Origin of the sequence: Ancylomarina salipaludis (genome assembly GCF_004122035.1) — a bacterium.
Lineage (GTDB): Bacteria > Bacteroidota > Bacteroidia > Bacteroidales > Marinifilaceae > Ancylomarina > Ancylomarina salipaludis.
Window position 1 is genome coordinate 61,818 of the sequence record NZ_SAXA01000012.1, and the last position, 26,505, is coordinate 88,322.

General features: G+C 37.5%; 16 protein-coding genes and 1 riboswitch. Of the genes, 15 read left to right on the forward strand and 1 reads right to left on the reverse strand.

The window, feature by feature from the left end:
- Positions 1–43 precede the first annotated feature (43 nt).
- The 9 genes from EO244_RS12825 (at position 44) to EO244_RS12865 (ending at position 16,305) form a co-directional block, all read left to right on the forward strand.
- Positions 44–3,568 (forward strand): SusC/RagA family TonB-linked outer membrane protein, encoded by a 3,525-nt coding sequence (locus EO244_RS12825; RefSeq protein ID WP_129255084.1) that lies wholly within the window; start codon positions 44–46, stop codon positions 3,566–3,568.
- 57 nt (positions 3,569–3,625) lie between these two features.
- On the forward strand, positions 3,626–4,999 hold the full coding sequence (locus EO244_RS12830; protein ID WP_129255085.1) for a RagB/SusD family nutrient uptake outer membrane protein: 1,374 nt from the start codon (positions 3,626–3,628) through the stop codon (positions 4,997–4,999).
- Positions 5,000–5,130: 131 nt separating this feature from the next.
- The gene (locus EO244_RS12835) at positions 5,131–6,330 is read left to right on the forward strand and encodes a thioredoxin family protein (RefSeq protein WP_164977495.1); all 1,200 of its coding nucleotides are present in this window, start codon (positions 5,131–5,133) and stop codon (positions 6,328–6,330) included.
- A gap of 28 nt (positions 6,331–6,358) precedes the next feature.
- On the forward strand, positions 6,359–6,586 hold the full coding sequence (locus tag EO244_RS17240) for a PLDc N-terminal domain-containing protein (protein ID WP_164977496.1): 228 nt from the start codon (positions 6,359–6,361) through the stop codon (positions 6,584–6,586).
- A gap of 1,182 nt (positions 6,587–7,768) precedes the next feature.
- Positions 7,769–9,844, forward strand: a complete 2,076-nt coding sequence (locus EO244_RS12845; protein WP_129255088.1) for a protein-disulfide reductase DsbD family protein — start codon at positions 7,769–7,771, stop codon at positions 9,842–9,844.
- A 390-nt stretch (positions 9,845–10,234) separates the two neighbouring features.
- Complete coding sequence (locus EO244_RS12850) at positions 10,235–13,036, forward strand: M16 family metallopeptidase (RefSeq protein ID WP_129255089.1); 2,802 nt, start codon at positions 10,235–10,237, stop codon at positions 13,034–13,036.
- Positions 13,037–13,293: 257 nt separating this feature from the next.
- The gene (locus EO244_RS12855) at positions 13,294–14,574 is read left to right on the forward strand and encodes an L-cysteine desulfidase family protein (RefSeq protein ID WP_129255090.1); all 1,281 of its coding nucleotides are present in this window, start codon (positions 13,294–13,296) and stop codon (positions 14,572–14,574) included.
- A gap of 417 nt (positions 14,575–14,991) precedes the next feature.
- Entirely contained in the window at positions 14,992–15,720 is a 729-nt protein-coding gene (locus EO244_RS12860) for a DUF6261 family protein (RefSeq protein ID WP_129255091.1), read from the forward strand.
- Positions 15,721–15,915: 195 nt separating this feature from the next.
- Positions 15,916–16,305 carry a hypothetical protein gene (locus EO244_RS12865; protein ID WP_129255092.1) on the forward strand — a complete coding sequence of 130 codons (390 nt, stop codon included), beginning with the start codon at positions 15,916–15,918 and terminating at the stop codon, positions 16,303–16,305.
- Between the two features lie 2,275 nt (positions 16,306–18,580).
- Here EO244_RS12865 and EO244_RS12870 read toward each other — a convergent pair.
- Entirely contained in the window at positions 18,581–20,032 is a 1,452-nt protein-coding gene (locus EO244_RS12870) for a sodium:solute symporter family protein (RefSeq protein ID WP_129255093.1), read from the reverse strand.
- Positions 20,033–20,256: 224 nt separating this feature from the next.
- A riboswitch (cobalamin riboswitch) is annotated at positions 20,257–20,463 on the forward strand.
- Between the two features lie 116 nt (positions 20,464–20,579).
- Between EO244_RS12870 and EO244_RS12875 the strand changes: the two genes are divergently transcribed.
- The 6 genes from EO244_RS12875 (at position 20,580) to cbiE (ending at position 26,414) form a co-directional block, all read left to right on the forward strand.
- Positions 20,580–21,191 (forward strand): precorrin-2 dehydrogenase/sirohydrochlorin ferrochelatase family protein, encoded by a 612-nt coding sequence (locus EO244_RS12875; RefSeq protein ID WP_129255094.1) that lies wholly within the window; start codon positions 20,580–20,582, stop codon positions 21,189–21,191.
- 68 nt (positions 21,192–21,259) lie between these two features.
- Entirely contained in the window at positions 21,260–22,021 is a 762-nt protein-coding gene (gene cobA, locus EO244_RS12880) for a uroporphyrinogen-III C-methyltransferase (RefSeq protein WP_129255095.1), read from the forward strand.
- Positions 22,022–22,097: 76 nt separating this feature from the next.
- The gene (locus EO244_RS12885; RefSeq protein ID WP_129255096.1) at positions 22,098–22,928 is read left to right on the forward strand and encodes a sirohydrochlorin chelatase; all 831 of its coding nucleotides are present in this window, start codon (positions 22,098–22,100) and stop codon (positions 22,926–22,928) included.
- Positions 22,929–22,991: 63 nt separating this feature from the next.
- Complete coding sequence (gene cobI / locus EO244_RS12890; protein ID WP_129255097.1) at positions 22,992–23,717, forward strand: precorrin-2 C(20)-methyltransferase; 726 nt, start codon at positions 22,992–22,994, stop codon at positions 23,715–23,717.
- Between the two features lie 116 nt (positions 23,718–23,833).
- Complete coding sequence (cobJ, locus tag EO244_RS12895) at positions 23,834–25,231, forward strand: precorrin-3B C(17)-methyltransferase (protein WP_206734562.1); 1,398 nt, start codon at positions 23,834–23,836, stop codon at positions 25,229–25,231.
- Positions 25,224–26,414, forward strand: coding sequence for a precorrin-6y C5,15-methyltransferase (decarboxylating) subunit CbiE (cbiE, locus tag EO244_RS12900; protein ID WP_129255099.1), 1,191 nt, complete (start codon positions 25,224–25,226; stop codon positions 26,412–26,414). Before cobJ ends, cbiE begins: the two co-directional genes overlap by 8 nt.
- The last annotated feature ends 91 nt before the right edge of the window (positions 26,415–26,505 follow it).

The window sequence follows — 26,505 nt, forward strand, 5'->3', positions numbered from 1 at the left end:
AGTTAAATTCTAGTACTAATCATTACTTAACCCAGACAAATTTATGGAAAAATTTGCAGATGTGTTTCGCATTTTTATGCGGAAACGAAATCAAACGTTTAGAATTATGAAACTTTCAGTTTTTTTGATGCTGATTGGCATGATGCAAGTTTCTGCCAATGTGTATTCTCAGGCAGGAAAAATCAACGTGCAGGTCAGTCAAGTTAGTTTATCGGATCTCTTGTGGGAACTTCAGGAAAATTCAGGGATTGTGTTTGTTTACAAGACCAAGGATTTAAAGGATTTTCCTGTGGTAAGTATTAAAAAAGAAGGGGCCAGTATAAATGAAATTCTTGATGAAATTTTGTTGGATACCGATTTGGAGTATGCACTAGACAATAATGTTGTGGTGATCAAGAAAAAACTGCCTGAGCCAAAACCTCAAATTGAAGTTGTTAACAAGGATAAAAAACAAGCGAAAAAACAACTAAAAGGAACGGTTACTGATAAGGATGGGAATACTTTACCAGGTGTTTCGGTGGTGGTAAAAGGAACATCAAATGGGGTGGCTACTGATATTGATGGGAATTATACTATACAATTTGAAGATGATCATGTAGTATTGATCTATTCATTTGTGGGAATGTTACCTCAGGAAATTGCCTACAAAGGCCAGTCTGTGCAAAATGTAAGTTTAACAGCTGATTCAAAACAAATGGATGAGGTGGTTGTGACCGGATACCAGTCTATTTCGAGAGAAAGAGCTTCAGGAGCATTTGAAAAAGTAGATTCAGAAGTTTTGGATCAAAAATCAACTTTAAATGTGGTAGATAAGCTGGAAGGACAGGCCGCAGGTGTATTATTTGACAATGAGGGAAATATAACCATCCGAGGAATTAGTACAATGAAAGGAAATCGCGATCCTTTATATGTTATTGATGGATTTCCTATTGAGGGAGATCTAGAAACCTTAAATCCTAATGACATTGAAAGTATGACTGTTTTGAAAGATGCGGCTGCAGCATCTATTTGGGGAGCTCGTGCTGCCAATGGTGTTATTGTAATTGTTTCAAAAAAAAATGCGAAGAAAGGAAAACCAATGGTAGAGTTTTCTTCAACTTTATCCATTGCTGATCATACTGATTTATACGAGTTGCCATTTGCCTCAACTGAAAAGTTTTTAGAGGTAGAGAAATTTCTTGCCGACAATGGATGGCAAAATTTGCCATCGGGAGCTAATCAATATCCGATTACTCAGGGTATGGATACTTTTTTAAAACTAAATGATGGACAAATCGATCAAGCCGAAGCAGATGCTATCATTAATCAGCTTAAAGGAGTTGATGTAAGAGACGAATTTGCGGATCTGTTTTTAAGAAAATCTGTTCGTCAACAATACAATCTTGCAATCAGCGGAGCCAGTGATAATAGCAACTATCGTCTCTCATTGAGTTACGATGATAACAAAACATCTTCTAAGGAAAATCAAAATGATCGTTTGATTGCGAATTTTAAAATCAATACTAAAATTACTGATCGCATCAATGTGAATGCTGGAATTTCTACTACGCTTAGAAATCAGTATAACAATGGAATTGGAATTCAAAGTATTCTTAGAACTCCACAATATCAAACAATAGTAGATGCTGATGGGAACTACATTCCGCAGCCTGAATCCTACTATCAATCAACTAAGGAAGATTTGGTTGCACAAGGTTATCCGTACAATTGGGATTACAACTTGTATCAGGAATTTCAGAATAAAGACAATACTGTAAAGAATACGGATATTCGTATGAATGTTGGTGTTAATGTGAAGCTTGTAGATGGACTTGATTTTGAAGGAAGATATCAGTATGAGTGGGGAAATAAGGAAGGAGAAAATTTATATAATGAAGAGACTTATACGGTTCGAAATCGTGTAAATACATTTACTTATATTAAAGATGGAAATATCATCAGTAATTTCCCCAAAGGTCACATTTTCAATCAGTCTTTTGAAAAGTATAGCACTTTCACTACCAGAGGGCAATTGAATTTTAATCGTGCATTTGATGATAACAAGCACCAATTGAATGCTCTTGCAGGTATGGAGGTCAGAAAATATGAAAGTGAGAAATCTTCGTACAGTAAATATGGGTATGATCCGCAAAGTTTGCAATATATCAGTGTAAATCACAATGAGAGATATACAACGGCTATCAGTGGACAAAAAAGAAATATAGGGGATAATACTTCATTTGGTCATTTGGAAGACCGTTTTGTATCCTATTATGGGAATATGGCCTATACCTACAACGATAAATATACCTTAACGGCAAGTGCACGATTGGACGATTCGAATTTGTTTGGTGCAGATTCGAAATATCGTAATGTTCCACTTTGGTCAACTGGTTTGAACTGGCAGATGCATAAAGAAGATTTTATAAATCTGGACTTTGTGAATCGATTGAATTTTAGATTAACCTATGGTACCAATGGTAATGTTGACAAAGATACCAGTCCATATTTGATTGCTGAAGTTACCAAGGATTACAGAGATCAGCATCAATATGCCTATTTGAAGAATCCGAAAAATCCGAATCTTCGATGGGAAAAAACTGCAGTTGTAAATGTTGGGGTTGATTACTCACTGTTTTCGAATAGATTATCCGGATCTGTTGAGTACTACTCTAAAAACAGTACCGACTTATTGGGTAATGTATCATTGAATTCAACTTATGGGTTCTCCAGTGCATTAATGAATTTCGCTGAAATGAGCAACAAAGGGATTGATGCAAGTGTGAATGTTGGTGTTTTGAACAAAGGCATAAAGTGGAACAGTATTCTGAATTTCAGTTACAATAAAAACCGAGTTGAAAAGGTTGAAATGCCTGATGAAACCGTGTCAAGCTATATTGGAGGAGTAGCCAGGGTAGGAAAACCATTGCATTACATGTATAGTTATCGTTGGGCTGGATTATCGAATGAAGGGTTACCTCAAATTTACAATGAAAAGGGTGAAATTATTGATCATGAAACCCAGTTGGAAGATCCAAAAGCCTTAAAATATGAAGGAAACCTGATTCCGAAGTTTTATGGCAGTTGGTCAAATGTGATTAGTTATAAAGGTTTTTCATTAAGTACATTGTTTACTTATAAGTTTGGTCACAAGTTTAGAGTGCCTACCATTAACTACTCTGACTTAAAAACTCCATTGTATAGACACTTTGTTCATAAGGACTATGTGAAGAGATGGCAAAAGCCAGGGGATGAGGCTCACACAGATATTCCTGTTCTGCCAACAGATTTTAGTCAAATAGGTAGTTATTTTGGTAGTTACAGCCGAACATCAGACAATAGAGTAGAAAGTGCTTCACACATTAGATTCAAAGAAGTGATTTTAAGCTATGACTTGCCTAAGAAGTTTGTGGAGCCTTTGAAATTGAGAGCTTTGAATGTGGGCGTACAGGTAAGAAATTTAGGTGTTATAACATTCAATGATTCTGGATTGGATCCTGAATATGTACCTCGTGTTAGGAATAATCAAACTTTATCAGGCATGCCTTTAAAGCCTGAATATACCTTTAGCTTGAAAGCTACATTTTAACTGATTTAAATTGATAATCAAGAGATCAATACAATCGATCTTTTAAAATAAAAAAAAATGAGAACATACATATATATAGTCGCATTACTGATGCTATTTACATCATGTGATGATTGGTTGGATATCAAACCCAAAGGAAAAATTATACCTCAAAAAGTAGAGGATTATCGATTACTGATGGATCAGGCTTATTCGCGAGGAGAATCTGTTGGTGTTGTTGAGAGTTACGGAGGAGATCTATATTTGAGTGATGATATTGTAATTACCGATGATAGATTCGAAAGCAAATATGGTGAGAGCATCAGAAATGCGTACACTTTTGAGGATCATATCTATCTGGAAGAGCAGGAAGATCCGGATTGGACAACGATTTACAATCAGATTTACATGTGTAATATTGTTATTGCAGAAGTGAAGTCCGCAACCGGAGGTGAAGACGAAAAGAATCAATTGTATGCAGAGGCAATTATTCACAGAGCTTTTGCTTACTTGAATTTGGTAAATTTATATGGGAAGCATTATAATTCATCTACTGCGGCAACTGATTTAGGAGTTCCTTTGCTTATTGAACCTGCTATTGAAGGAAGTTTGGAACGATCAACTGTGAAGGACGTATATGATTTAATTTTAAGTGACTTAGATGCAGTATACAATGATTTGCCTGGTGTTCAGGAGCAATCTTATCGTCCTTCTAAGGCTTCAGCCAGTGCACTTTTGGCAAGAACATACTTGTTGATGGGTGATTTTAACAAAGCACTTTCAAATGCGGATGAATCTTTATCATACTATAATTTCATGTATAACTACAATGAATTACCAAAGAATGCTTGGTACGCAAATATGATTGATTTACCGAATAACCACGAAAACAAAGAACAAATCTTGTGGAAAGAACCTCAAAATTCGTATGAATTGATTTATCCAAGTCAGCAATTGAAGGATTTGTATGATTTGGAAAATGATTTAAGGTTTACAGGAATGTTTGAAACGGAGTGGTTCCCTCCTTATGCTGACAAGATATATTTGCAAGAGTATTTGGTAGGAAGAACATGTGGATTATCTGTACCTGAAATGATATTGACTAGAGCGGAATGTAATGCAAGAAATGGAAATATTAGTGATGCAATGTCGGATGTGAATTTGATTCGTCAAAACCGAATTAAGACAGAAGCTTATACTGAACTGACAGCTACAGATGCAGCAGATGCTTTGATCAAAGTAAAACAGGAGCGTAGAAGAGAACTTGCCTTTAAGGGATCAAGATGGTTCGACATTAAGCGTTACAATGCATATGATGATGCAAATATCTCCATCGATCATAGTGTAGCGGGAAAGTCGCACATCTTATTACCTGGAGATAACAAGTGGGCTCAGCCAATAGCAAGAAAGTACATCTTAAAGAATCGTGAAATCGAACAAAACCCTCGTTAGTGGAAACCATAGTAGCCCCGAAATTAATCGGGGCTAACTCTCTACCTCCTAAGAAAATTTTGATTTTAATTAAGAATAAATGAGTTGAGTTCTTTTGCCTCGGAATTCTTGTAATAAATAATTTAATGGTAATGAAAAAGATTTTAGTACTAATAGTAGCTACATTTATCTGTAGAGGTTTGTTTGCTCAAGGCATTGAGTTCGAACATGGAACTTTTAAGGAAGCTTTGGCAAAAGCCAAGAAAGAGAACAAATTGATCTTTATGGATTGCTATACAAGTTGGTGTGGTCCATGTAAGTATTTGGCAAAAGACATTTTTCCACAAAAGGAGGTTGGTGACTATTTTAACCAAAATTTTGTGAATGTAAAAATGGATATGGAAAAAGGAGAAGGGATTGCCTTAAACAAGCAATATGGAATAACTTCTTATCCTACCTTGCTTTTTATAGATGCCAGCGGAAAGACTGTTCACAAGTTGGTAGGGGGAATGCCAGCGGAGGATTTAATCAAAGGTGCAAAGGCAGCTCTGAACCCGGAAATGCGTATTGGAACCCTTAGGGCCAAGTTCGAGAACGGGAATAGAGATTTGGAATTTTTAATGACTTATCTGAATGCAGTAAAAGCTCTGTATGACAAGGAAACGATGTCCATTGTTGCCAAAGAAATCATCAATAAAACCTCTATAGAGAAATACATGAACAAAGAACAGTTCTATGTGATTTCAGCTGCTAAATTTCCATATGGGTCAAAAGAATTCAACTACTTATTGATGAATAAGGACAAAGTAAAAGAAATTACCGAGTCTTATGAATATGCAACATTATTTGGTTCTGCTTATTATACGCATTTGGAACAGTATGCTAAAGCGTGTAAAAACTTAAAAGAACTGAATGATGAAATTGATAAATGTCATAAGGAATTTCCAAATGATAATTTAGAGCATACAAAGAAAAGTTTAAAGTATACCTATTACATAGCAAACAATCAATTGCAAACATGGTACAATCTTAAAATCAAAGAGGCAAAAGCCTCAAACGGCAATATTTTTACGTATCATAGTATATGTGATGAGATTTTAAGAACGGAAAAACTGGCCGCCCAAAAAGAAATAGTAAATGATTTTATCAAGATTGCTCAAACATTTGCCGCTGACAGAGAAAATGGCATCATCATGGGAAATATGATGTTGGCAAAACTTTATCTGCACAAGAAGGATAAGGAGAAAGCTGCGAACGCTTTTGATATTTTCATCACTGAAAATGGTAAAGTTGGTGGTAACAATACACATCCTTCTGTTACCCGCTTAAAGGAAGCAATTGACAAATTGTAGTAATATTAAAAATTAATCTTGTATGATAATGAGAAATTTTTTAGTGATTATATTTCTATTATTAGCAATAATATTATGGTGTTGGGCTTTTATTGATATTCAAAAATCACTGTATAAAAATAAATTGCAGAAATTATTATTCTTCATTTTGATTATAGTATTTCCTGTAATCGGTACCATTATATATTTCCAATTCAGCAGGAAATTTAAAATGAGTAAGAAAGTGAGTTCAAAGGGTATAAAATTAATAAAATAGATGTATGTGAATATTTGAGTTGAAAGTTTATGTAGAGCAGTTGGAATAATTGTATTTAGCGCTATGTGTTTGGCCTGTATTCAAAATGAAATTATCGAGGACATAGATGATACTAGGTTCAATGCTCTAATGGAAAAGTACAATATATAAGATGTTGAGGAATCTGAATTGAAAAATAGTATTTACAAGGACTTACAACCCATTAATTCAATTTCTCAACTTGATTCGGCTATGAAATTTATTAATAAGTATTTCATGATCCCATCTTCAGTTAGTGAAGAAAATGACAAAAGCAATGTGAGTTTTCTAAAAAGCACTAAAAATTACATGTTTGAAGAAACATCCCCAGATGGGATACAAATGGTATATCTAGAGTTTGTATCGTCCTGAAAAAGGTTGATTTTCACTATAAAGTTATTTTGATTTTTTTCGGATCCTAAATTAGGGCTCCGAAAAAAATCAGACTATGAGCCATCCCCTTTCAATTTTGACTTGTTTTAGGATTAGAATTTTTAGTTAATGATAGGCCAGAATCCTTCGTAGAGGCGTTTGATGGTTGGGGGCATTATTTTTATATTATCATCTTTGGTCGGATCAGGTTTTATGAAATGTAAAAGCTTTCCTGATTCTGTCCTTTTGTTTTTTTAAAACCACCTTTAGGGTGGTTTTTGTTGTATTGGAATTCATTGGTTTAGTTATTCTAAGCTTACAATTGTTAACTCCTTGTTAAAAGAATGGAACTGAGGATAAAAAACAGGATAAATAGGCTTTGTTTTAATTTGATTTTTTCAATTTTACCTCAGCTTATGATTTAAAAGATGCCTGAATTAAAATGAAACCAGATAAAATTTATTTTTTTTCGGTAGATAATCATTTCCTATTTTTATCTAATCTGGATTATAAGAGAAAGTGTAAGTTGAAGATATATAAGCTTTTTATCAGATAGTAAATTAACAAAACACTTAGGGTGATTGTTCATTGATATGGGTGCTATCTTGCTGAGTTTAACATTTTTTGACAAAAATAAATGAAATCCGATTCACCCTTTTTTATGAAATAGGGGTCTTATGAGTGTACGAAAATTAAAAACAGATTAAAAAGACTTGTCCGTTTAAGGATGATAAAAATAAAAATCAGTGATAAGCGATTGTCACACACAACAACTAACAAAAATTAAGTCCAATGAAATTGAATTTTAAGTTTGCTCTATTTTTTATAATGAGCAGCATGATTACTTTGAGTGCATTTAGTCAGATTGTTCAGCCGGCAAAATGGAAGGTTGAATTTTCGAAGAAGGATGTGAAAGTTGGAGAGACTCTTGAAGTATTAATTAAGGGAGATATTCAGGATACATGGCATGTGTATTCAAATGATTTTGATCCGGATTTAGGTCCTATAGTGGCATCGTTTAATTTTACTAAAAATGATTCTTACGAATTGGTAGGTAAAGTCACTCCAATTAAACCAATCAAGCATTTCGATGAAGTTTGGGAAGGTGAAGTGAGTTATTTCGAGAAGCAAGCTGAATTCCGTCAGAAAATTAAAGTTCTTAAAGCAGACTTAAAAGTTGCAGGTTCATTCGAATATCAGGCATGTACTGATGTGTCCGGTCGTTGTGTTACGGGAGAAGAAGATTTTAACTTGTCTTTAACTGCAAAGGCGGATGCTGTTGCTAAAGCAGAACCAACTGCCAAACCAGTTGTTAAAGAAGAAAAGAAAGAAGTTGCGGCTGTTGTAAAAGAAGAGGTTAAGGCAGAAACAAAAGACGAGGCTCCGGTTCAAAATAAAAAAGAAGATAAAAAAGGTCTTTGGACTATTTTTCTACTTGCATTCGTGGGTGGTTTAGTTGCAATTGTAACACCTTGTGTATTCCCTATGATTCCGATGACTGTGAGTTATTTTATGCATAGTGGTGGTGATAATAAGGCTAAAGGTAGAATGAATGCCTTCTTCTATGGTTTCTCAATTATTGCCATTTATACGGTTGTTGGAACGATTCTGGCTGTTGTTATGGGACCCGATTTTGCAAACTTTCTGAGTACGCACTGGATTCCTAATGTTTTCTTCTTTGTTATTTTCATGGTGTTTGCATTCTCATTCTTTGGTATGTTTGAAATTACAATGCCAAGTTGGATGGTAAACAAGTCAGTTGCGAATGAAGATAAAGGTGGGTTTATGGGCTCATTCTTTATGGCCTTTACATTGGTGTTGGTATCATTCTCGTGTACAGGACCTATTGTAGGATCTATTTTGGTTGCCTCAGCAGGTGGTCAGGTCTTGATGCCAATTATTGGTATGTTGGGTTTCTCATTAGCCTTTGCTCTGCCATTTACATTATTTGCCATTTTCCCGGGTTGGTTGAATACCATGCCTAAGTCAGGTGGTTGGTTAAACTCTGTAAAAGTTGTATTAGGTTTTATTGAGTTGGCTTTAGGATTGAAATTTTTAAGCGTTGCCGATCAGGTTTACCATTGGGGAATTTTGGACAGAGAAGTTTATTTAGCAATCTGGATTGTGATCTTTACATTATTAGGATTTTATCTGTTAGGAAAACTCATGTTCTCTCACGATAGTCCAGTGAAGCATGTCAGTGTACCAAGATTAATGTTAGCGATCGCTTCATTCTCTTTTGTTGTGTATATGATTCCAGGTTTGTTCGGAGCGCCACTTAAGATGTTATCCGGATTTACCCCTCCAAAATCAAGTTTGGATTTTGATCTTCCTACAATGATTGTTGAAAATGCAGGTTCAACGGGAGTTAAGCATGAAAAAATAAATGCCAAGTACAGCGATTTCCTTCATTTACCTCACGGCCTGCAAGGCTACTTCGATATGGATGAAGCTAAAGCTGCAGCTAAGGCTCAGAATAAACCTTTATTCATCGACTTCACAGGTCACGGATGTGTAAATTGTCGTGAGATGGAATCGAATGTGTGGTCAAATCCTGAAGTGTTAAGACGCCTGAGAGACGATTATGTCATTGTAGCCATGTATGTGGATGATAAAAAAGAATTACCAAAGGAAGAATGGATTGTATCTAACTACGATGGTAAAACTAAAAAGACATTAGGAAAAAAGAATGCGAATTATCAAATAGAAAATTATAATGTAAATGCTCAGCCTTATTATGTGCTTCTTGACAATGAAGGTAAAGCATTGCATACACCAAGAGCTTACGATTTAGATGTGGATGCATTTATTAAGTTTCTTGACGAAGGGGTAAAGAATTTTAAGAACGGGAAGAGCGTTGCTCTCTAGTTTTCATGTGTAAATAAGGCAGTATATTTGCAGCGCACTTGTTCTTAGATGTTTGCAAATAGTTTTTAATTATTTTTTTTTTTAGTTAGTCGGTAGAGGGGCAGAATCTGTATAGAATCGTTTGGTGTCTAAGAGACGCAACCTTCTTTAAAATCATCTTTGGTCGGATCTGATTTTATAGAAACTGAAAACGAATTCTTGGATTCTGTCCTTTCTTTTTAGAAGGCGTATAAAACTAACTAGTAGAAGAATTTCAAAGTCGAAAGAAACCAGTTAAACCAGTAGATATTTAACTTTTAAAATCAAATTCAGATAGTGATAATTTTGTTTTGAACACCACATTAAAGATCAGTTTTATCTCTAATCCAATCTGAATCAAATACTTTTTATATGACTTCAATATTTAAATTTTCTCTCCTGTTGTGCTTTAGCATTTTGGGATTGAGCTCTTTTGCTCAGTATACCACTACTGTGCCTGTTAATGAGGCGGTAAAGACTGGGAAACTGAAGAATGGCATGACTTATTATATCATGCATAACGAGGAACCTAAGGATAGGGCGAGTTTTTACTTTGTTCAGAATGTAGGTGCTATTCTTGAAGATGATGCTCAAAATGGTTTAGCTCACTTTTTGGAGCATATGGCTTTTAATGGACTAAAGAATTTCCCAGGTAAGAACATGCTTGATTATCTGGAGAAAAACGGTATTCTTTTTGGTCGTGATATCAATGCCTACACAGCTCAGGACGAAACGGTTTATAACTTAAGTAATATTCCTGTTGCAAGCGAGAATTTATTGGATTCTGCACTTTTAGTATTACACGATTGGTCTGGAGGACTTCTTTTGGAAGCAGAAGAAATTGAATCGGAGCGTGGTGTTATTCATGAGGAATGGAGAACGCGTCGTAATGCAGATTTCAGATTGAGAAACATGACAAACGCAGTGATGTTTAATAACTCTAAATATGCTGATCGTGATGTCATTGGATCTTTGGATGTGATTGATAATTTCGAGCATCAGGCTCTACGCGATTATTATGAGAAATGGTATCGTCCGGATTTGCAAGCTGTCGTTATTGTTGGAGATATCGATGCTGAGAAAATGGAAGCGAAGGTAAAGGCTTTGTTCTCAAAAATTCCAATGCCAAAGAATGCGGCTGAGCGTACCTATTGCCAGGTTCCGGATTCAAAAGCATTGGCTTACGTTGCTGCTAAGGATAAAGAAGCAAAAAGTTTGAGTATCATGTGGGGATTTCGTTACGATCTTGACTCTGTGATTACTGAAGAGACACAGAGACGCAATATGGCTAATTCGATGTTTTCTCAGATGCTAAAAAGTCGTATTTCTGAACAAACTAAAAAATTAGAATGTTCTGCTGTTGGGATGGGATTTGGAAGTTTTGAAATGGCTCGAACCAAAGGTCTTAACTATATTTATGTTTCGCCTAAGATAGGAAAGGAACTGGAGGCTTTTGCAGAAGTTTTAACCGAACTCGAACGTGTGAAACGTTATGGTTTTAACCAGTCGGAATTAGATCGGGTGAAAGTTCAGTTTCAAAGATCATATGAGTCCTATTATGCCAATCGTGCTAAAATAAGTAACGATAGTTGGGCGAAGCAACTGGGAGACTTGTATCTAAAGTCAAAACCATTCCCTTCTATAGAGTGGGAAATGGCTTTTGCAGCTAAAACAATCCCGGCTATCACTTTGGATGAAGTGAATGCAATGGTTTCAAAATATTCAAATGAGGCAAATTCAGCACTCATTTTAAAAGGACCTGAAAACGCGACTCAGTATTTCCCAACTAAAGACGAATTACTGGCTGTTGCAGCTAAAGTGAAGGCTTCTGATGTTGAGGCTTATGTGGATGAAGCGGGCGATCAGCCTCTTGTTGCTAAAGAATTAAAACCCGCTAAAATTACTGATACATTTAAGGTTGAAGGGACAGATGCAAAAGGTTATGTTCTTGAAAATGGGGCAAAAGTTGTAATTCTTCCTACAGAATTTAGCAAGGATAATATTTCAATGTCTTCATTCAGTTTTGGAGGGAGTTCATTACTTGATGTTAAGGATTTGGCTTCTGCAGATATGGCAACCGGTATCGTCCAAATGTCAGGAGTTGGTGAATTCAATGCGACTCAGTTACAGAAAAAATTAACCGGTAAAATTGCTGGCTTGAGTGCAAATTTGGGTGAGTTAACTGAAGGTTTCTCCGGTTCGGCCTCACCTCAGGATTTTGAAACCTTGATGCAGTTGCTTTATTTGAACTTTGAAGCACCTCGTTTCGAAGAAGCACCCTATAATGCACAAGTAGCACGTATGAAAAACTACCTTACCAATATAGGCGTTGACAATGGTAAAGCTTTAAAGGATACAATTGCTTTGGCAACGACCAATTATTCGCCTCGTATGTTACTATTTGGCGAAGAGTTTATCAATAAGCTTGATTTCAACAGAGCGTCTGAAATTTATAAAGAGCGTTTTTCTGATGCGAGTGACTTTACCTTCATTTTCGTTGGAAACATCAATGAAGAAGAGCATTTGCCAATGATTCAAAAGTATATCGGTAGTATTAGCTCTTCTAACAGAAAAGAATCTTTTGTAGACCATAAAGTAGGTCCGGCTAAAGGAAAAACAAGTAAGATTTTTACTCGTAAGATGGCTGTGCCAAAAACAACGGTATCTTATAGCATCCAGGGTGATTTGGATTATACTTTGAAGAATAAATTGATGTTGAATGTGGTATCCCAACTTTTATCGAAGCGTTATATGACAACTATTCGTGAAGAAGAAGGGGGATCGTATGGTGTTGGTGTTCGCCCATCTGCATCTAAATTGCCTAGCCCGGAGTTCTCATTAAGTATCAATTTTGATACGGATCCGGCAAAGTGTGATCGTTTGGTTGAGATTGTTGAAGAAGAAATCACAAGAATTCAGAAAGAAGCCTGTAATGCTGCCGATTTAACTGAGATTAAAAACAATTTTATTAAAAGCAGAGAAGAGGCTGAATTGCAAAATTCATTTTGGTTAAGTGTTGTTCAAAACAATTTGATGTTAGGTTCAGAATTTACATCTAAGGAGGAGTATAAGAAATTGGTTGAAGGTATCGATGCAGCTTCTGTTAAGAAGTTTGCTAAGAAATTATTCAAGAAAACAAATCTGGTAGAGGTGATTATGAACCCTGCTGAATAATTTTGATTGTTAGTTTGTGTTAGTTGTGGATCGATCTGTTTTTTCTTAACAGGTTGATCCACTCTTTTATAGATTTTAATTGAAAAAATTAAGAGAATATATGATGTGTTAGGGCATCATATTCTAAAAAAAAGAACATTTTTGTTCGAAATTTGAATCTCAGGCATGAGATTGAAACTGATGGCAATGCGAGCTGGCTTTGCTGTCATACTTAAGCTAATTTAAAAGTGACCATTTGCTTTTAATAAACAACAACAATGAAGGACGTTTACTTACAAAAATTAAAAAAGGAGTTTGTGCCTGCCGCTGGTTGCACAGAACCTGCTTCAATCGCTTTGGCTGCAGCCAAGGCACGAGAAACATTGAATGCCATACCTGAACGCGTAGAAATGAAGGTAAGTGGTAATGTTTTTAAAAATGTGATGGGGGTCGGCATACCCGGTTCCAATATGGTAGGATTACCCATTTCAGTTGCTCTGGGAGCTTTAGGAGGTGAATCCAAAAATGGCCTGGAGATTTTTACAAATATTAGTGAAGAAATCGCGAATCAGGCTAAAGCTTTTGTTCGTGATGGTAAGGTTGAAATTCATATGCTGCATGATGTACCTAAGCTTCACGTTGAATGTATCTGCTATAAAGGCGATGATACAAGTCGTGTTGTGATTCAGGACAGACATGAGAATATTGTTCATGTAGAACGCAATGGCGAGGTGGTTTTTACAAAAGAAGTCAAAACAGCAGAAGAAATCACCGAAGAAAAAGAGGACTGGAGCGTTCAATCCATTTATAATTTTATTAAAACGGTTGATATTGCTGAGCTTCAGTTTCTGCATCAAGGCGTTCAGCTGAATAAGAAGATTGCTGAAGAAGGGCTAAAAGGAAGCTATGGTTTGCAAGTGGGTAAATCGATGTTGATGAATATCGAAAAAGGTATTCTTTCTGAAGATATCATCAACAAATCGGTGATGATGGCAGCTGCAGGTTCGGATGCCCGAATGGCGGGTTGTTCACTGCCTGTTATGTCCAACTGCGGTAGCGGTAACCAGGGGATGAGTCTTACTCTGCCTATTATGGTTGTGGCAGAAAAACTTAAGGTTGATGACGATACTTTACTTAGAGCCTTGGCTCTGGCCTTACTGATTTCGATACATATGAAATCTTTTATTGGTCAATTGTCGGCGCTTTGTGGCGTGTTATTGTCGACTTCAGGAGCTGCTTGTGGCATCACTTACATGATGGGGGGAGATTTGGCTCATTTGAGTTCGACCCTAAAAAATATGACGGGTAGCGTTACTGGGATGATTTGTGACGGAGCCAACTCAAGTTGCGCACATAAAATTTCAGCCAGTGTAAGCGCCGGAATTCAATCGTCGCTATTGGCTTTAAATAGTCAATGCTTAACTAATGTCGATGGTATTGTTGATGAAGATGTTGAAGCTACCATCCGTAATATTGGTCGTTTGGCCACTGAAGGTATGGAGGTAACCGATGATGTGATTCTAAAAACGATGTTAGAGAAGATGAATAAAGCTTCTTAAGACGATAAGAAACGAATTTGTTTGTTTTTATTCCCGGGCCGATAAGGATTTATTCTTGTCGGCCCGTTTTTTTTTATTTCTGTTATTTAGTATAAAATAAGTATATTTAGTTATGTTTTAAAGAAAGAGCAAGAAGCTTGTATGGTATTAGATCTTAGTTATATATGTTGGTTGTTTTGTAAATTATCATATAGTTAAAGACTAAAAAATGATTTTTTTGCTTAATTACTGTTTAGTTAAAGGCTAAAAAAGTAGTTTTTCAATCAATCATTATTTAATGATAGATCAAAAAATGAATTTTTCTAGCTATAAGTATTTAGTGAAAGACAATAAAATAGCATTTAGAACAATTATTATTTGAATAAAGCTAAATGAAAGCGATGAGTGCTTAATAAAATACAAAATTGTAACTCTTTTATGGCATTGATTAAGAAAATCAGAACGAATAGTCGCAATGGTGATATAAGTGCCTTATTAACTCTTATTCTAAAAGCATTTGCGAAGAATGATTGGAGTGCAGACACTTATCTCAAACCTGTAATTGAGAAAATGCGTGTTGTTAACATGGCACTGATTGAGGCATTGCAACGTTTGAGAGTGTATTCTCAGATGGCAGAGAAAAATCGTGTGCGCAATATGGCAATCAGAGACTTGTTTAAGTTGGTAGAGGGCTATGTGCATATTCCTGTTGCCGAAATGAAAGAAGCTGCCTGGGTCGTAGAGAATATATTAAAGCAGTATGGTTTAGGTATGCAATACAAGGATTATGCTGAGGAATCAGCAGAAATTGCATCCCTACTCAACGATTTAAGTGAGCCCGATGTTGTGACGGCAATAGCCAGCTTGCAGGGCGTGGCTGAAACAATTACAGCTTTGGAGGCCGCTCAAAAAGATTTTGAAAATGTGGCCTTGCAAGAGGCAGAGGGAGAGAGTGCGAAGAAAGATTTGGTTTCTGCCTCTAACTTAAAGAAAGAAACGATCGCTGAGCTGAATGCCAATTTGGTGGACTATTTGAACACCATGGCCAGGGTAAAGCCCGGTACATATGAGGCGATTGCCAAAACAATTGCCGAGTTGATTGATAAGAATAATGAATGGGTCAAACGCCGTCGCAAAACAGATAAGGTAGACAGCGGAATGGTTTAAATCGTGCGGTTTGTGAAAGATGTGTGGTAAGGAATGTAATTAGGTATTATTATAAATTATTGCCTGCTACGCAGAGCACGAGCGAAACGCTCGCGCTAGCATTTGTACAATACACTGGGACTATCGGGGGTAATATTTCAAAGTAAATAATTTTGATGGTAATAATATTTACCATGTACATAATAAAATAGTAAAATGAAAAATATTTTTGAAGTAGTAATTTATCTGTTCTATAAATACTATAACAATGGAGGTACAAAAATAATAGCATATGAAAGATCTTTACAAGTAATATTTCTTTTACTTCTGATTAATTCATTTTCTATTTTACAGCTTTCTATTGGTAATTTATGGATTTTTGATTTTTTATTAGCAGGTAAGACTAAAATATTAAAATTTGCTATTATGGCATTCTTGTTGTTTTCAGTTTATTACTTGCTAAAATATTTCTTTCCAAAAAGAAATATTATTACAATTAAATTACAAAAAGAAAAAGAAGAGAAATTTAAGGGGTATCTTTTGTTATATATTATTATGACTTTTATTTTAATGTTTGCTGCGATAATTTCATCAGCAATTAATTAACCCCCCTCTACCGCACGAAACGAAGTTCGATGAAATCAATCCTTTCGTGTGGTTTGTGAAAGATGTGTGGTATGGAATGTAATTAGGTATTATTATAAATTATTGCCTGCTACGCAGAGCACGAGCGAAACGCTCGCGCTAGCATTTTTACAATACACTGGGATTATCGGGGTAATACTTTGACTATAGGCCAAAAAGGATATAATAATTTAAAAGATAAGGAACAATGATATTATGGCAATTACTTAATTATATTGGATTTTTAGTTCATCGTTACGTATTACGTAAGAATGTTAAGCTTAAAAACTGGGAGCTACCTGAATTTAATTATACATTTACAGGACTGTTATTTGTAATTTTACTGGTTTTAGTAATAGGTTCATTAATAACCTAAGTAAATCCTCTAATTTAGGAGGTTTGTAACCTCGATTATTAAATATCCCCCTAGATAGTCCGAGCATGCACTGACTGTTGGTGCGAGCGTTTCGCTCGTATCTATTTTCAAAGAAAATAATGTAATAAACCCCGTTGAAGTGATGTGAGTGGGTTTTTGTTGTGGGCTGTGTTTTTGTTTTCAACTTGTTCCTCAGGTATTTACCCCAAACCCCTAAAGGGGCTATCATTTGTACAATACACTGGGACTATCGGGGGTTAGGTATATCGACAGCATATTTTATAGCTGATTGGGCAGTAACTGAATTTTATCCTGGAAGTTGGAAAGGTTTGGGTAAAGATATTTCAAATAACATTATGACTATACATAACCTGCATACAAGGGATGGTGTTATGATGAATCCTTCTTTTATGGGTAAATAATAATAAATTATTTTAATACACAAATTTATAAATGATCGAAATGAAAATTTTTATTTATGTAGTAAGTAGATGTAGATTATTTGCAGACAAATATTTTACACGATTATGGGGAGGATCATGTATTTTTATTATAACTATGCCTTTAATGATCAATATGAATATCGCTCCTAGACTTGCTGAAAAAGTTTTATATCACAAGCCAATATTACACGAATATTATTATTATCTCTTAACAGGAATAATATTCTTAATAAGCCTAATAGCATCTAACTACTTAGATAAAAATTACCAGAAACTAATTTTAGAGTATGAGCAAGAAAATTCATTTGAGCAAATTAAAAAGTATAAACTGATTATTGATCTATTGTTAATACTTCATTTTGTTATTTGGATACCTATGGCTATTGCAATAATTTACCACCCTAGATAGTCCAAGTATGCAATGACTGCTGGTGCGAAAGGGCAGATTGATGTAGTATTATTATAAATTATTGCCTGCTACGCAGAGCACGAGCGAAACGCTCGCGCTATCATTTGTACAATACACTGGGATTATCGAGGGGCAGTGATGCAATATTTCAGTTCTAAAACATGACTATGAATAAAATAAATAATGATTTTATAATATTTAGATTAAGTATTCTCTGTGTGGTTTATTTCACTCTATTATTTCTAAATGGCTATGTATTTAATTATAATGCTGCAATAATTGGCGTATTTCAGGAATTATTGACCATCCCCTTTTTACTGGGAACACTAATTCTTTTAGTCATTTCAGCGAGATCCGTTTATATAAAGACGTTTACCTTTAAAAACATTTCAAGCTGGTCTTTTATTATCTTAACGATTCTCTCAATTATTATTTTTGGAAGTTTCCCCAGATAGTCCGAGTATGCACTGACTGTTGGTGCGAGCGTCTCGCTCGTATCTATTTTCAAAGAAAATAATGTAAACACAACCCGCTTGCAGTGATGTGAGTGGCTTTTAGTTGGGGGTTGTGTTTTGGTTTTCCAGACCATTTACCCCAAACCCCTAAAGGGGCTTTAAGTGGTGATTTTTTTGATCCCCTTTAGGGGACATAGGGGTAGGAAACCGTAGTTAAGCGGAAGTAAAAATAAAATGGGAGCCACTTGCAGTTGATGTGAGTGGCTTTTAGTTGGGGGCTGTGTTTTGGTTCTCAACTTGTTCCCCAGGTATTTACCCCAAACCCCTAAAGGGGCTTAAAGTGGTGATTTTTTTGATCCCCTTTAGGGGACTTAGGGGTAGGGCACCGTAGTTAAGCGGAAGTAAAAATAAAATGGGAGCCACTTGCAGTTGATGTGAGTGGCTTTTGTTGTGGGCTGTGTTTTGGTTTTCCAGACCATTTACCCCAAACCCCTAAAGGGGCTTAAAGTGGTGATTTTTTTGATCCCCTTTAGGGGATTTAGGGGTAGGGCACCGTAGCTAAGCATTGTTAATCTTATTTTTTGAGAGCAGCCTTCGCAATAAAGGAGGCTGACTTATCGGGTTCAGCTTTACTGAAAAAGCTGGCAATGAAATAAACCAGGGCTGATCCAAGCATCCCGACCAAAACATGTTTGGCTGTACCAATTTCCCATGCTAAAGGCAGTTGGGCTCCCAAGGCTACAGCAAGATTGTAAAGAGAAAAAAGGCTTCCGAAAAGCATGGATGACATGGCTCCAAAACTGGTTCCTCTTTTCCAGATAAAACCAAGCATCAACGGAACAAAGGCACCTGTAGAAAGCAGGTCGGCAGCCAGCCAGGAAACTTTAAGTATCGAACGAATTTCGAGTCCGATTAACAGGGCGATGAGGGTTACCACCAGAGTTCCAATTTTACCCATCCATAATAATTGTGTTTGACTAGCTTTTGGCCTGAATTTGTTCTTGTAAATATCGACACAAAGTACCATAGCACCCGTGTTGATTAATGAATCCATGGTCGACATGATAGCCGAGCAAATGCCTACAAAAATTAAGGCTCCAAGTAAGGGAGGCATATAATTGTTGATGATGCCTGAAATGACGCCACCTTGTGGTAGCTCCTCAAATAAACCTAAAGCCAGCATTCCTGTGAAAGTTACCATCAGATAAAGTGGAATATAGACCAGAAAACTGAGTCCAATCATTTTGCGGGCATCCAGAGGCGAACGTGCTGCTGAAATGCGTTGCCAAACATTGGCTTGAATCATCCAGGCACTGCCAAAGGTGATGATATAAACCATATTGTTTGAGAGCTGATAACTGAACGAAAAGTAGTGCGTTAATTCTTTGGTTTCTGCAATGCTTTCAATAGCCGGGATACCTCCTGAGTAATAATATGCATATCCAAAAACCAATATTGAGGCCGATAAAAGGAAGATAAATTGAATGATATCGGTGCGCACCACAGCCTTGAAACCACCAAAAAAGGAATAGAGTAGGACTATAGCCGTTCCAATGATGGCTGATAGCTTATAATTTATGTGTAGAAACTTTTCGAAGAAAATGCCAATACCCACAATTTGTGAGGCGGCCGTTATGGTCATGAAAAGAAAAATAAGGACCGATAACATAAGAGCAGGTGCCTTGCCATAGCGTTCTTCCAAAAGTTGGGGTTGGGTGATGCTGCCTACTTTTCGGATGGCTCTTGCAAAAACAAAGAGAAGTCCGGTTGAAAACAGGACAGGCATGCCGTAGATCCAAAAGGCACTGATGCCATTTTGATAGGAATGATCAGCCGTTTCAATCGCCGATCCGGCTCCCCACCACGAAGCGATAAAGGTAATTGCCAGAGCTACAAACGAGAGCGACCTGTTGGCCAGAAAATAGCCCTCCACCGAATCGCTTTTTTTTGAAAGAAGGGATGAACCGACAATTAAAATAACATAGACAGTCAAAAGGGCAATGGATAAGATTTGGAGTGAAGGCATGTGCTGGATTAATTTCTTTTATAGATTTATTCTACATAGATAAGCAATTTATGATGGAATAATAAACGAAGCGCTTCTAAATTGGCCGAATGCCTTATGAATGAAGCAGGCCCGATTAGGGTTTAATCCATTATTCAATTCCTAATCAGAAGCTTGCTGTTTTATAACAAGTATGAATAAGCTCAAAAAAAACTGAATTCGTTTTAGAGCGAATAAAAAACCATTACATTTGACACAGTTTTGGTGAAAGCTTCATCTTCGATTGAGCTTTAAAAGGGAATCCGGTTAAAATCCGGGACAGCCCCCGCTACTGTAAGTTTTTTATGGTTTTTACCACATCCACTGTTCGCATTTTGCGGATGGGAAGGAAAAAAACCGATCATTCGATCTACGAAACAAGTCAGGAAACCTGCCAAAATGGTAATCAAACCTAAAACTCTTGGGGAAGGGAGTTGTTTGCAGATCTATACATCTTCAATAGTATTAAATACCCCATAAGTCGAGTTTGGTTACCCTGCTATCAATTTATTAATATAAAAATTGCACGATGAGCTGGTATCCTGTTAGTCTTAATTTAAAGGGACGAAACTGTTTAATTGTGGGTGGAGGCAAAGTGGCTGAGCGAAAGCTGAAGTCTTTGATTAAGGCTGAGGCCAATGTCACATTAATTGCTCCTGAGATAAATTCTGAGCTGAAGCGAATGCACGAGCTGGGAGACTTCCATTATCTTAAAAGTTCGTATCAGAAGAACGATGTGAATGGCTTTTTTCTGGTGATTGCTGCAACCGATTGTTCGGAAATTAATTCTGCAATAGGTGCTGATGCTGAAGCCGAATCGATTCTGTTTAATTCGGTCAATTCATCGGAATACTCCAATTTTTATCCGGCAGCTGCAAGTCGGTGTGGCGATATTCAATTGGCCGTTTCATCCAATGGTCAAAATCCCTATTTGGCTAAGAAAATCCGTAAATATCTCGATCAGAAATTTGATGACTCTTTGCAGGAAGAGGTTTTGGAATTGGGCCGTCTGAGAAATCAGTTGGTACAGGAGAGTGCCGGATTTAGTGAACAGGAAAAGAAGACACTGATGAAGGTCAGGCTACTTGAAAAAGTTGAATCCTTCCTGGAAAAGATTGATAATAAGACATGGAAACTATAGAGTTGGTGCAGGCATCTGACGACTCAAACCAAATACGATACTGACTACCTGATATTAAGAAAAAACTGATGAACGGAAAAGTATATATAACCGGAGCGGGTCCGGGAGATAAAGGATTAATAACAGTAAAAGCTGCTGAAGCCTTAAAAATAGCTGATGTTGTATTCTACGATTACCTGGTTAATATTGAATTGCTTGACTATTGCAAGGCTACTTGTGAAAGCATTTATGTGGGCAAAAAACACAAGAAACACACTTGTCCGCAGGAAGATATCAATCAGATGATTGTGGATTATGCCAAAATGGGAAAAACGGTTGTGCGTTTAAAAGGTGGCGATCCCTATGTGTTTGGTCGCGGAAGTGAGGAGGCCATCAAATTGCTTGAAAATGGAATTGAGTTTGAAGAGATTCCCGGAATTACTTCGGGGATTGCTGCCCCTGCTTATGCCGGTATTCCGGTTACGGCTCGCAATGTGTCTTCATCGGTCGCTTTTTTCACAGGGCATCCTCCGGTAAGCCGCGAAAGAGATTTGCAATGGGATAAAATTTCGACAGGTATCGATACCCTTGTCTTTTACATGGGTGTTACCAATGCGCCAACTATCGTCAACAATTTGATGGAGCACGGACGCTCAAAAGAGACTCCGGTTGCTTTAATTCGCTGGGGAACCTGTCCCGAACAGGAAGTTGTGAAAGGCGAGTTGCATAATATCATTGCAAAAATGGAAGAATTGGATTTTCGTCCGCCAGCCATTATGGTTGTAGGGGAAGTGGTTTCCATTTCAGACAAGCTGATGGCTGTCGCTGAAGAAGCTCAGATGGCTTATTAAGATCTAAAAGTATAAAGCTTAAGGAGTGAATGAGTAAAGTTAGTTATCTCATGACTCACATCTCAAATCTAGAATTATGAAAGGAATCTTACTGTGCGGACACGGTACGCGTGTTCAAGTTGGAGAATTAGCATTTAAGGCATTTGCAGAGAAATTTGCCAATACAATTACCGATTACGAAGTTGAATATGGTTTTCTGGAACTTTCGGAACCTAACTTTGAGCAGGGCATCAGCAAGCTTAAAGCTAAAGGTGTAGCGGAAATTATTGCCGTGCCGGTTTTCTTATTCAATGGCGTGCATATTGCTTCTGATATTCCAAATATGCTGCATGAGCTTCAGGAAAAATATGACGTGAGTATCAAATTGGCCAACTATATTGGTGTTTGTCAGGAGATGCTTGACTTGTCAGTTGATTTAATCAAGCAAAGTATTGCTGATGAAGATATGAGTGATACGGCTTTCTTCCCAATCGGGATAGGTGCTTCAATGGCTGAGTCGAATGGCGATATGCTCAAGTTATCCCGATTGGCTCAGGAAGAATTGAAGATGCCATTCATGATCAATGCGTTCACTTCGCGAATGACATTTCCTTCGGTAGATAGTGCATTGGCTGTTTTAGATCAGTTATCCTACAAGCGAATTATTGCGTTGCCCTATATTTTCTTCCCGGGCGTTTATCTGGATAATGCCATTAAAAGTATAGAGGCATTCAAATTGAAACATCCGGAAAAGGAGTTTGTTTTATGTCCCAAAATTGGCGAGAGCGACAGGCTGATTGATATCTTGATGTTGAGACTGAAAGAGGTTGAAGACGGCAAGGTAGATTTAATTGAAAGCAGAGATCCTTCTGCTTGTTCGCATCACCACCACCATGGACATCATCATCATCATCATCACAAGCACTAACAAGGATAAAGGTTAAAGTAAAAACCGACAACTGATAACAGAAAACTGACAACCAACAAGCACATGGCAAACACAAAAGGTAAAGTATATGGGGTTTCTTTAGGGCCAGGCGATCCTGAATTGATCACAATTAAAGCGCTTAAAACGCTTCAGCACTCGGACAAAATCTATTATCCGGCCAGTGTGTCTGAGAAGAAAGGGAATTCGAGTTTTTCATTGCCTATTTTGAGAGAGTTGGGTTTAAATGATTTGCAACTGCATCCCATTCCACTGAAAATGTCTTACGACAGATCAGAAGCGGAGGGGGCGTATTATGCTTTGTTCGAGAAAATTCAGGAAGATATCAATCAGGATCTTCATGTCTCAGTGGTGAGCGAAGGGGATATCTCGTTCTTCAGCACTTTTGCATATCTCTTAAAGCATTTGAAAGCCAATGCAATTTCTTATGAGATGATTCCGGGTGTACCTGCTTTTATCTTAGCAGGAGCAAAATCAAAATTGCCGATTTGCACCTTAAGTGATAAGGTTTTGGTTGACCCGAATGTGGACAGTCCTGAAGACTTATTAAAACGCTTACAAGAAAATGACACCATTGTGTTGATGAAAGTGTCGAAAGTAAAGGATTGGATTGCAGACTTTATTTTAGAACACCAACCAGAATTATTTTATGGAGAGTACTTAGGCACTGATAAGGAGTTTATCACTGACGATGCAGAAGTCCTTCGCGATAGAAGAATCCCTTATTTCACCATCATCATCCTGAAGAAGCTTAAAAAGGATAAAGGTTAAAGGATAAGGGGTAAAGGATAAAGTGAGTGAGCAAGTAAGAAGACCGTAAAAGAGTGGAGATGTCCCTGGGACAGAGGGCTGTTTGAGACCTCGGTTCATTAAATAAATATTGAATTATGCAAGGAAAAATATATATCGTTGGTTTGGGGCCGGGTGATCCCAATATGTTTTTAAACCCAGCTATCAATGCCATTAAAGAGGCAGATGTGGTAATTGGTTACAAGTATTACTTCCAATTTATTCAAACTTTTCTTCAAGAGGGAACAGCGTGTTTGGATACGGGAATGAAACAAGAAACCCAACGAGCTGAAATCGCATTTGAATATGCAGAGCAAGGCAAAAAAGTGGCTGTGATTAGCTCAGGGGATGCAGGTATTTATGGCATGTCGCCATTGATTTACGAGATGGCTGAAAAACGTGATTCGAATGTTGAAATCGAATTGATTCCGGGAATTTCGGCATTTCAGGCAGCTGCTGCAAAACTGGGAGCCCCTATCGGTCACGATACGGTTATTCTGTCTTTATCCGATTTGCTGACGCCTTGGGAATTGATCGAAAAACGGATAAAAGCTGCTGCTTTCGGCGATTTTGTTACCGTTTTATATAACCCCAAAAGCAAGGGGCGCTATTGGCAAATTTATCGTTTACAGGAAATTTTTCTTGAGGAGCGCAGCCCTGAAACACCTGTTGCTATTGTGCGTCAGGTTGGACGTGATGAGGAGCATATTGAGATGAGCACACTAGCTGATGTTGATCTTGAAAAAGTGGATATGTTTTCTCTGGTGGTGATTGGCAATTCTCAATCTTACATCTCAAAGAACAACAAGTTTATCACTCCACGAGGCTATTACGGTAAGTATAGTGAGAATGGCAAGCCCGGACCACTGATTATGCAGAAGAGTTTTGCAACAATCGCTGAGGAATTAAAAGGAAAAGATATGCCCTTGGAGACCAAGTGGGCACTCTTGCATTTGATTCACACTTCGGCCGATTTTCAGATGGTTGATTTGTTGAAAGTGCGCAATAATGCACTGAATGTTTGGTACGAGAAGTTGAAAAATGGCGGTGTGATTATATCTGATGTCACCATGATAACCTCCGGTATCCGTAAGGCAGCTTGCGAGCGAATGGGGATTGAGGTAAAATGTTATCTGCACGATCCGCGTGTGGCTGATTTAGCCGAAAAACACAAAATCACTCGCACACAGGCGGGTATTCGCCTTGCGGTAGAAGATCATCCGGATGCGCTTTATGTATTTGGCAATGCACCGACTGCTCTTATCGAACTAACCGCTTTAATGCGTTCGAAGAATTTCGCTCCAATGGGTATTATTGCATCGCCGGTCGGCTTTGTAAATGTACAGGAATCGAAACATCGTGTGAAGAGCTTTGCCAAATTGCCGGCTGTCATTATCGAAGGCCGAAAAGGAGGCTCGACTTTGGCGGCAACCATCGTCAATTCGGTATTAAGTCTGGATGATGCTAAAGAATTAAAACCGGGGCGTGATGTCTAAATTTGTAATCATAGGCATTACTGATATGCCACATCCCAACCTGAACCGGGAGGCGATTCAGTATATAGCTGAGTCTCGTTTCTTTTCGGGAGGTATACGCCATAAAGACTTGATTCAGGATTATTTACCTGAGGAGGCAGAATGGATTGATATTACGGTGCCTTTGACTGATGTTTTTGATCAGTACAGACAAATTGATGAGACCATTGTGGTCATCGCGTCGGGTGATCCTCTATTCTATGGCATTGGGAATACCATAAAACGTGAATTTCCAGATGCTGAACTGGTCGTTTACCCAGCTCATAACAGCCTTCAACTTTTGGCACATCATTATCAACTGGAATATGGTAAAATGCATATTGCAACCCTTACGGGGCGCGATTGGCCGGAGATCGATTTACCTCTAATCAGGGGCGAGCAGATGATTGGGGTTTTAACCGACAGGCAAAAAACGCCCCATACCATTGCGCAATATTTATTGGATTATGGTTTCGATAATTACGATTGTTATTTAGGTGAAAAGTTGGGTGGACCCAATCAGAAATGCCGGAAATTAAGCATTGAAGAACTTTTAGAGCTTGATTTTGTTCACCCCAATTGTATGATTCTCGTTCAGAAGAAACCGATTATTCGACAGTTTGGTATTCCGGATGAGGCTTTCCGAAGACTTGAAGGACGTCCTAAGATGATGACCAAGAGTCTGATTCGCCTGGCCAGTTTGTCGAGTTTACAATTGGACGCGGCTTCGGTACTTTGGGATGTGGGCTATTGTACAGGTTCGGTTTCTATTGAAGCCAAGCAAGCATTTCCCAAGCTAAAGGTGATTGCTTTTGAGAAACGAACAGAATCCGACGCCATCATTCGCGAGAATATGAAAAGATTTCATGTGCCGGGAATCGATATTCACAATGGCGATTTCTTTGAACAGAATCTTGAACTTTTATCAGCACCCGATCGCGTTTTTATTGGTGGTCATGGCGGCAGACTGAATGAAATGATGCAAAAACTGTACGCGATTTTAAAGCCTGATGGATGTATTGTATTTAATGCGGTTAGCGATGAAACCCTTTCAACATTTAAAGAGTCAGCCCTTGAGTTAGGGATGAGATTGGAAAAATCGAGTCGAATACAATTGGATGAATTTAATCCGATAGAAATATTAAAGGCAACGAAAGTTGAATAACAAGTAATTAGATTTCTCCTCTAGTTCCCTGAGCGGAGTCGAAGGGAAGGAGGAGTACCCGACCCCGATTTATCGGGAGAGGGGGAGGTGG

Bases quoted from the DNA above. Each gene is read 5' to 3' on its own strand.
- EO244_RS12825 (WP_129255084.1), top strand. From the start codon at position 44: ATGGAAAAATTTGCAGATGTGTTTCGCATTTTTATGCGGAAACGAAAT.
- EO244_RS12830 (WP_129255085.1), top strand. From the start codon at position 3,626: ATGAGAACATACATATATATAGTCGCATTACTGATGCTATTTACATCA.
- EO244_RS12835 (WP_164977495.1), top strand. From the start codon at position 5,131: ATGAAAAAGATTTTAGTACTAATAGTAGCTACATTTATCTGTAGAGGT.
- EO244_RS17240 (WP_164977496.1), top strand. From the start codon at position 6,359: ATGAGAAATTTTTTAGTGATTATATTTCTATTATTAGCAATAATATTA.
- EO244_RS12845 (WP_129255088.1), top strand. From the start codon at position 7,769: ATGAAATTGAATTTTAAGTTTGCTCTATTTTTTATAATGAGCAGCATG.
- EO244_RS12850 (WP_129255089.1), top strand. From the start codon at position 10,235: ATGACTTCAATATTTAAATTTTCTCTCCTGTTGTGCTTTAGCATTTTG.
- EO244_RS12855 (WP_129255090.1), top strand. From the start codon at position 13,294: ATGAAGGACGTTTACTTACAAAAATTAAAAAAGGAGTTTGTGCCTGCC.
- EO244_RS12860 (WP_129255091.1), top strand. From the start codon at position 14,992: ATGGCATTGATTAAGAAAATCAGAACGAATAGTCGCAATGGTGATATA.
- EO244_RS12865 (WP_129255092.1), top strand. From the start codon at position 15,916: ATGAAAAATATTTTTGAAGTAGTAATTTATCTGTTCTATAAATACTAT.
- EO244_RS12870 (WP_129255093.1), bottom strand. From the start codon at position 20,032: ATGCCTTCACTCCAAATCTTATCCATTGCCCTTTTGACTGTCTATGTT.
- EO244_RS12875 (WP_129255094.1), top strand. From the start codon at position 20,580: ATGAGCTGGTATCCTGTTAGTCTTAATTTAAAGGGACGAAACTGTTTA.
- cobA (WP_129255095.1), top strand. From the start codon at position 21,260: ATGAACGGAAAAGTATATATAACCGGAGCGGGTCCGGGAGATAAAGGA.
- EO244_RS12885 (WP_129255096.1), top strand. From the start codon at position 22,098: ATGAAAGGAATCTTACTGTGCGGACACGGTACGCGTGTTCAAGTTGGA.
- cobI (WP_129255097.1), top strand. From the start codon at position 22,992: ATGGCAAACACAAAAGGTAAAGTATATGGGGTTTCTTTAGGGCCAGGC.
- cobJ (WP_206734562.1), top strand. From the start codon at position 23,834: ATGCAAGGAAAAATATATATCGTTGGTTTGGGGCCGGGTGATCCCAAT.
- cbiE (WP_129255099.1), top strand. From the start codon at position 25,224: ATGTCTAAATTTGTAATCATAGGCATTACTGATATGCCACATCCCAAC.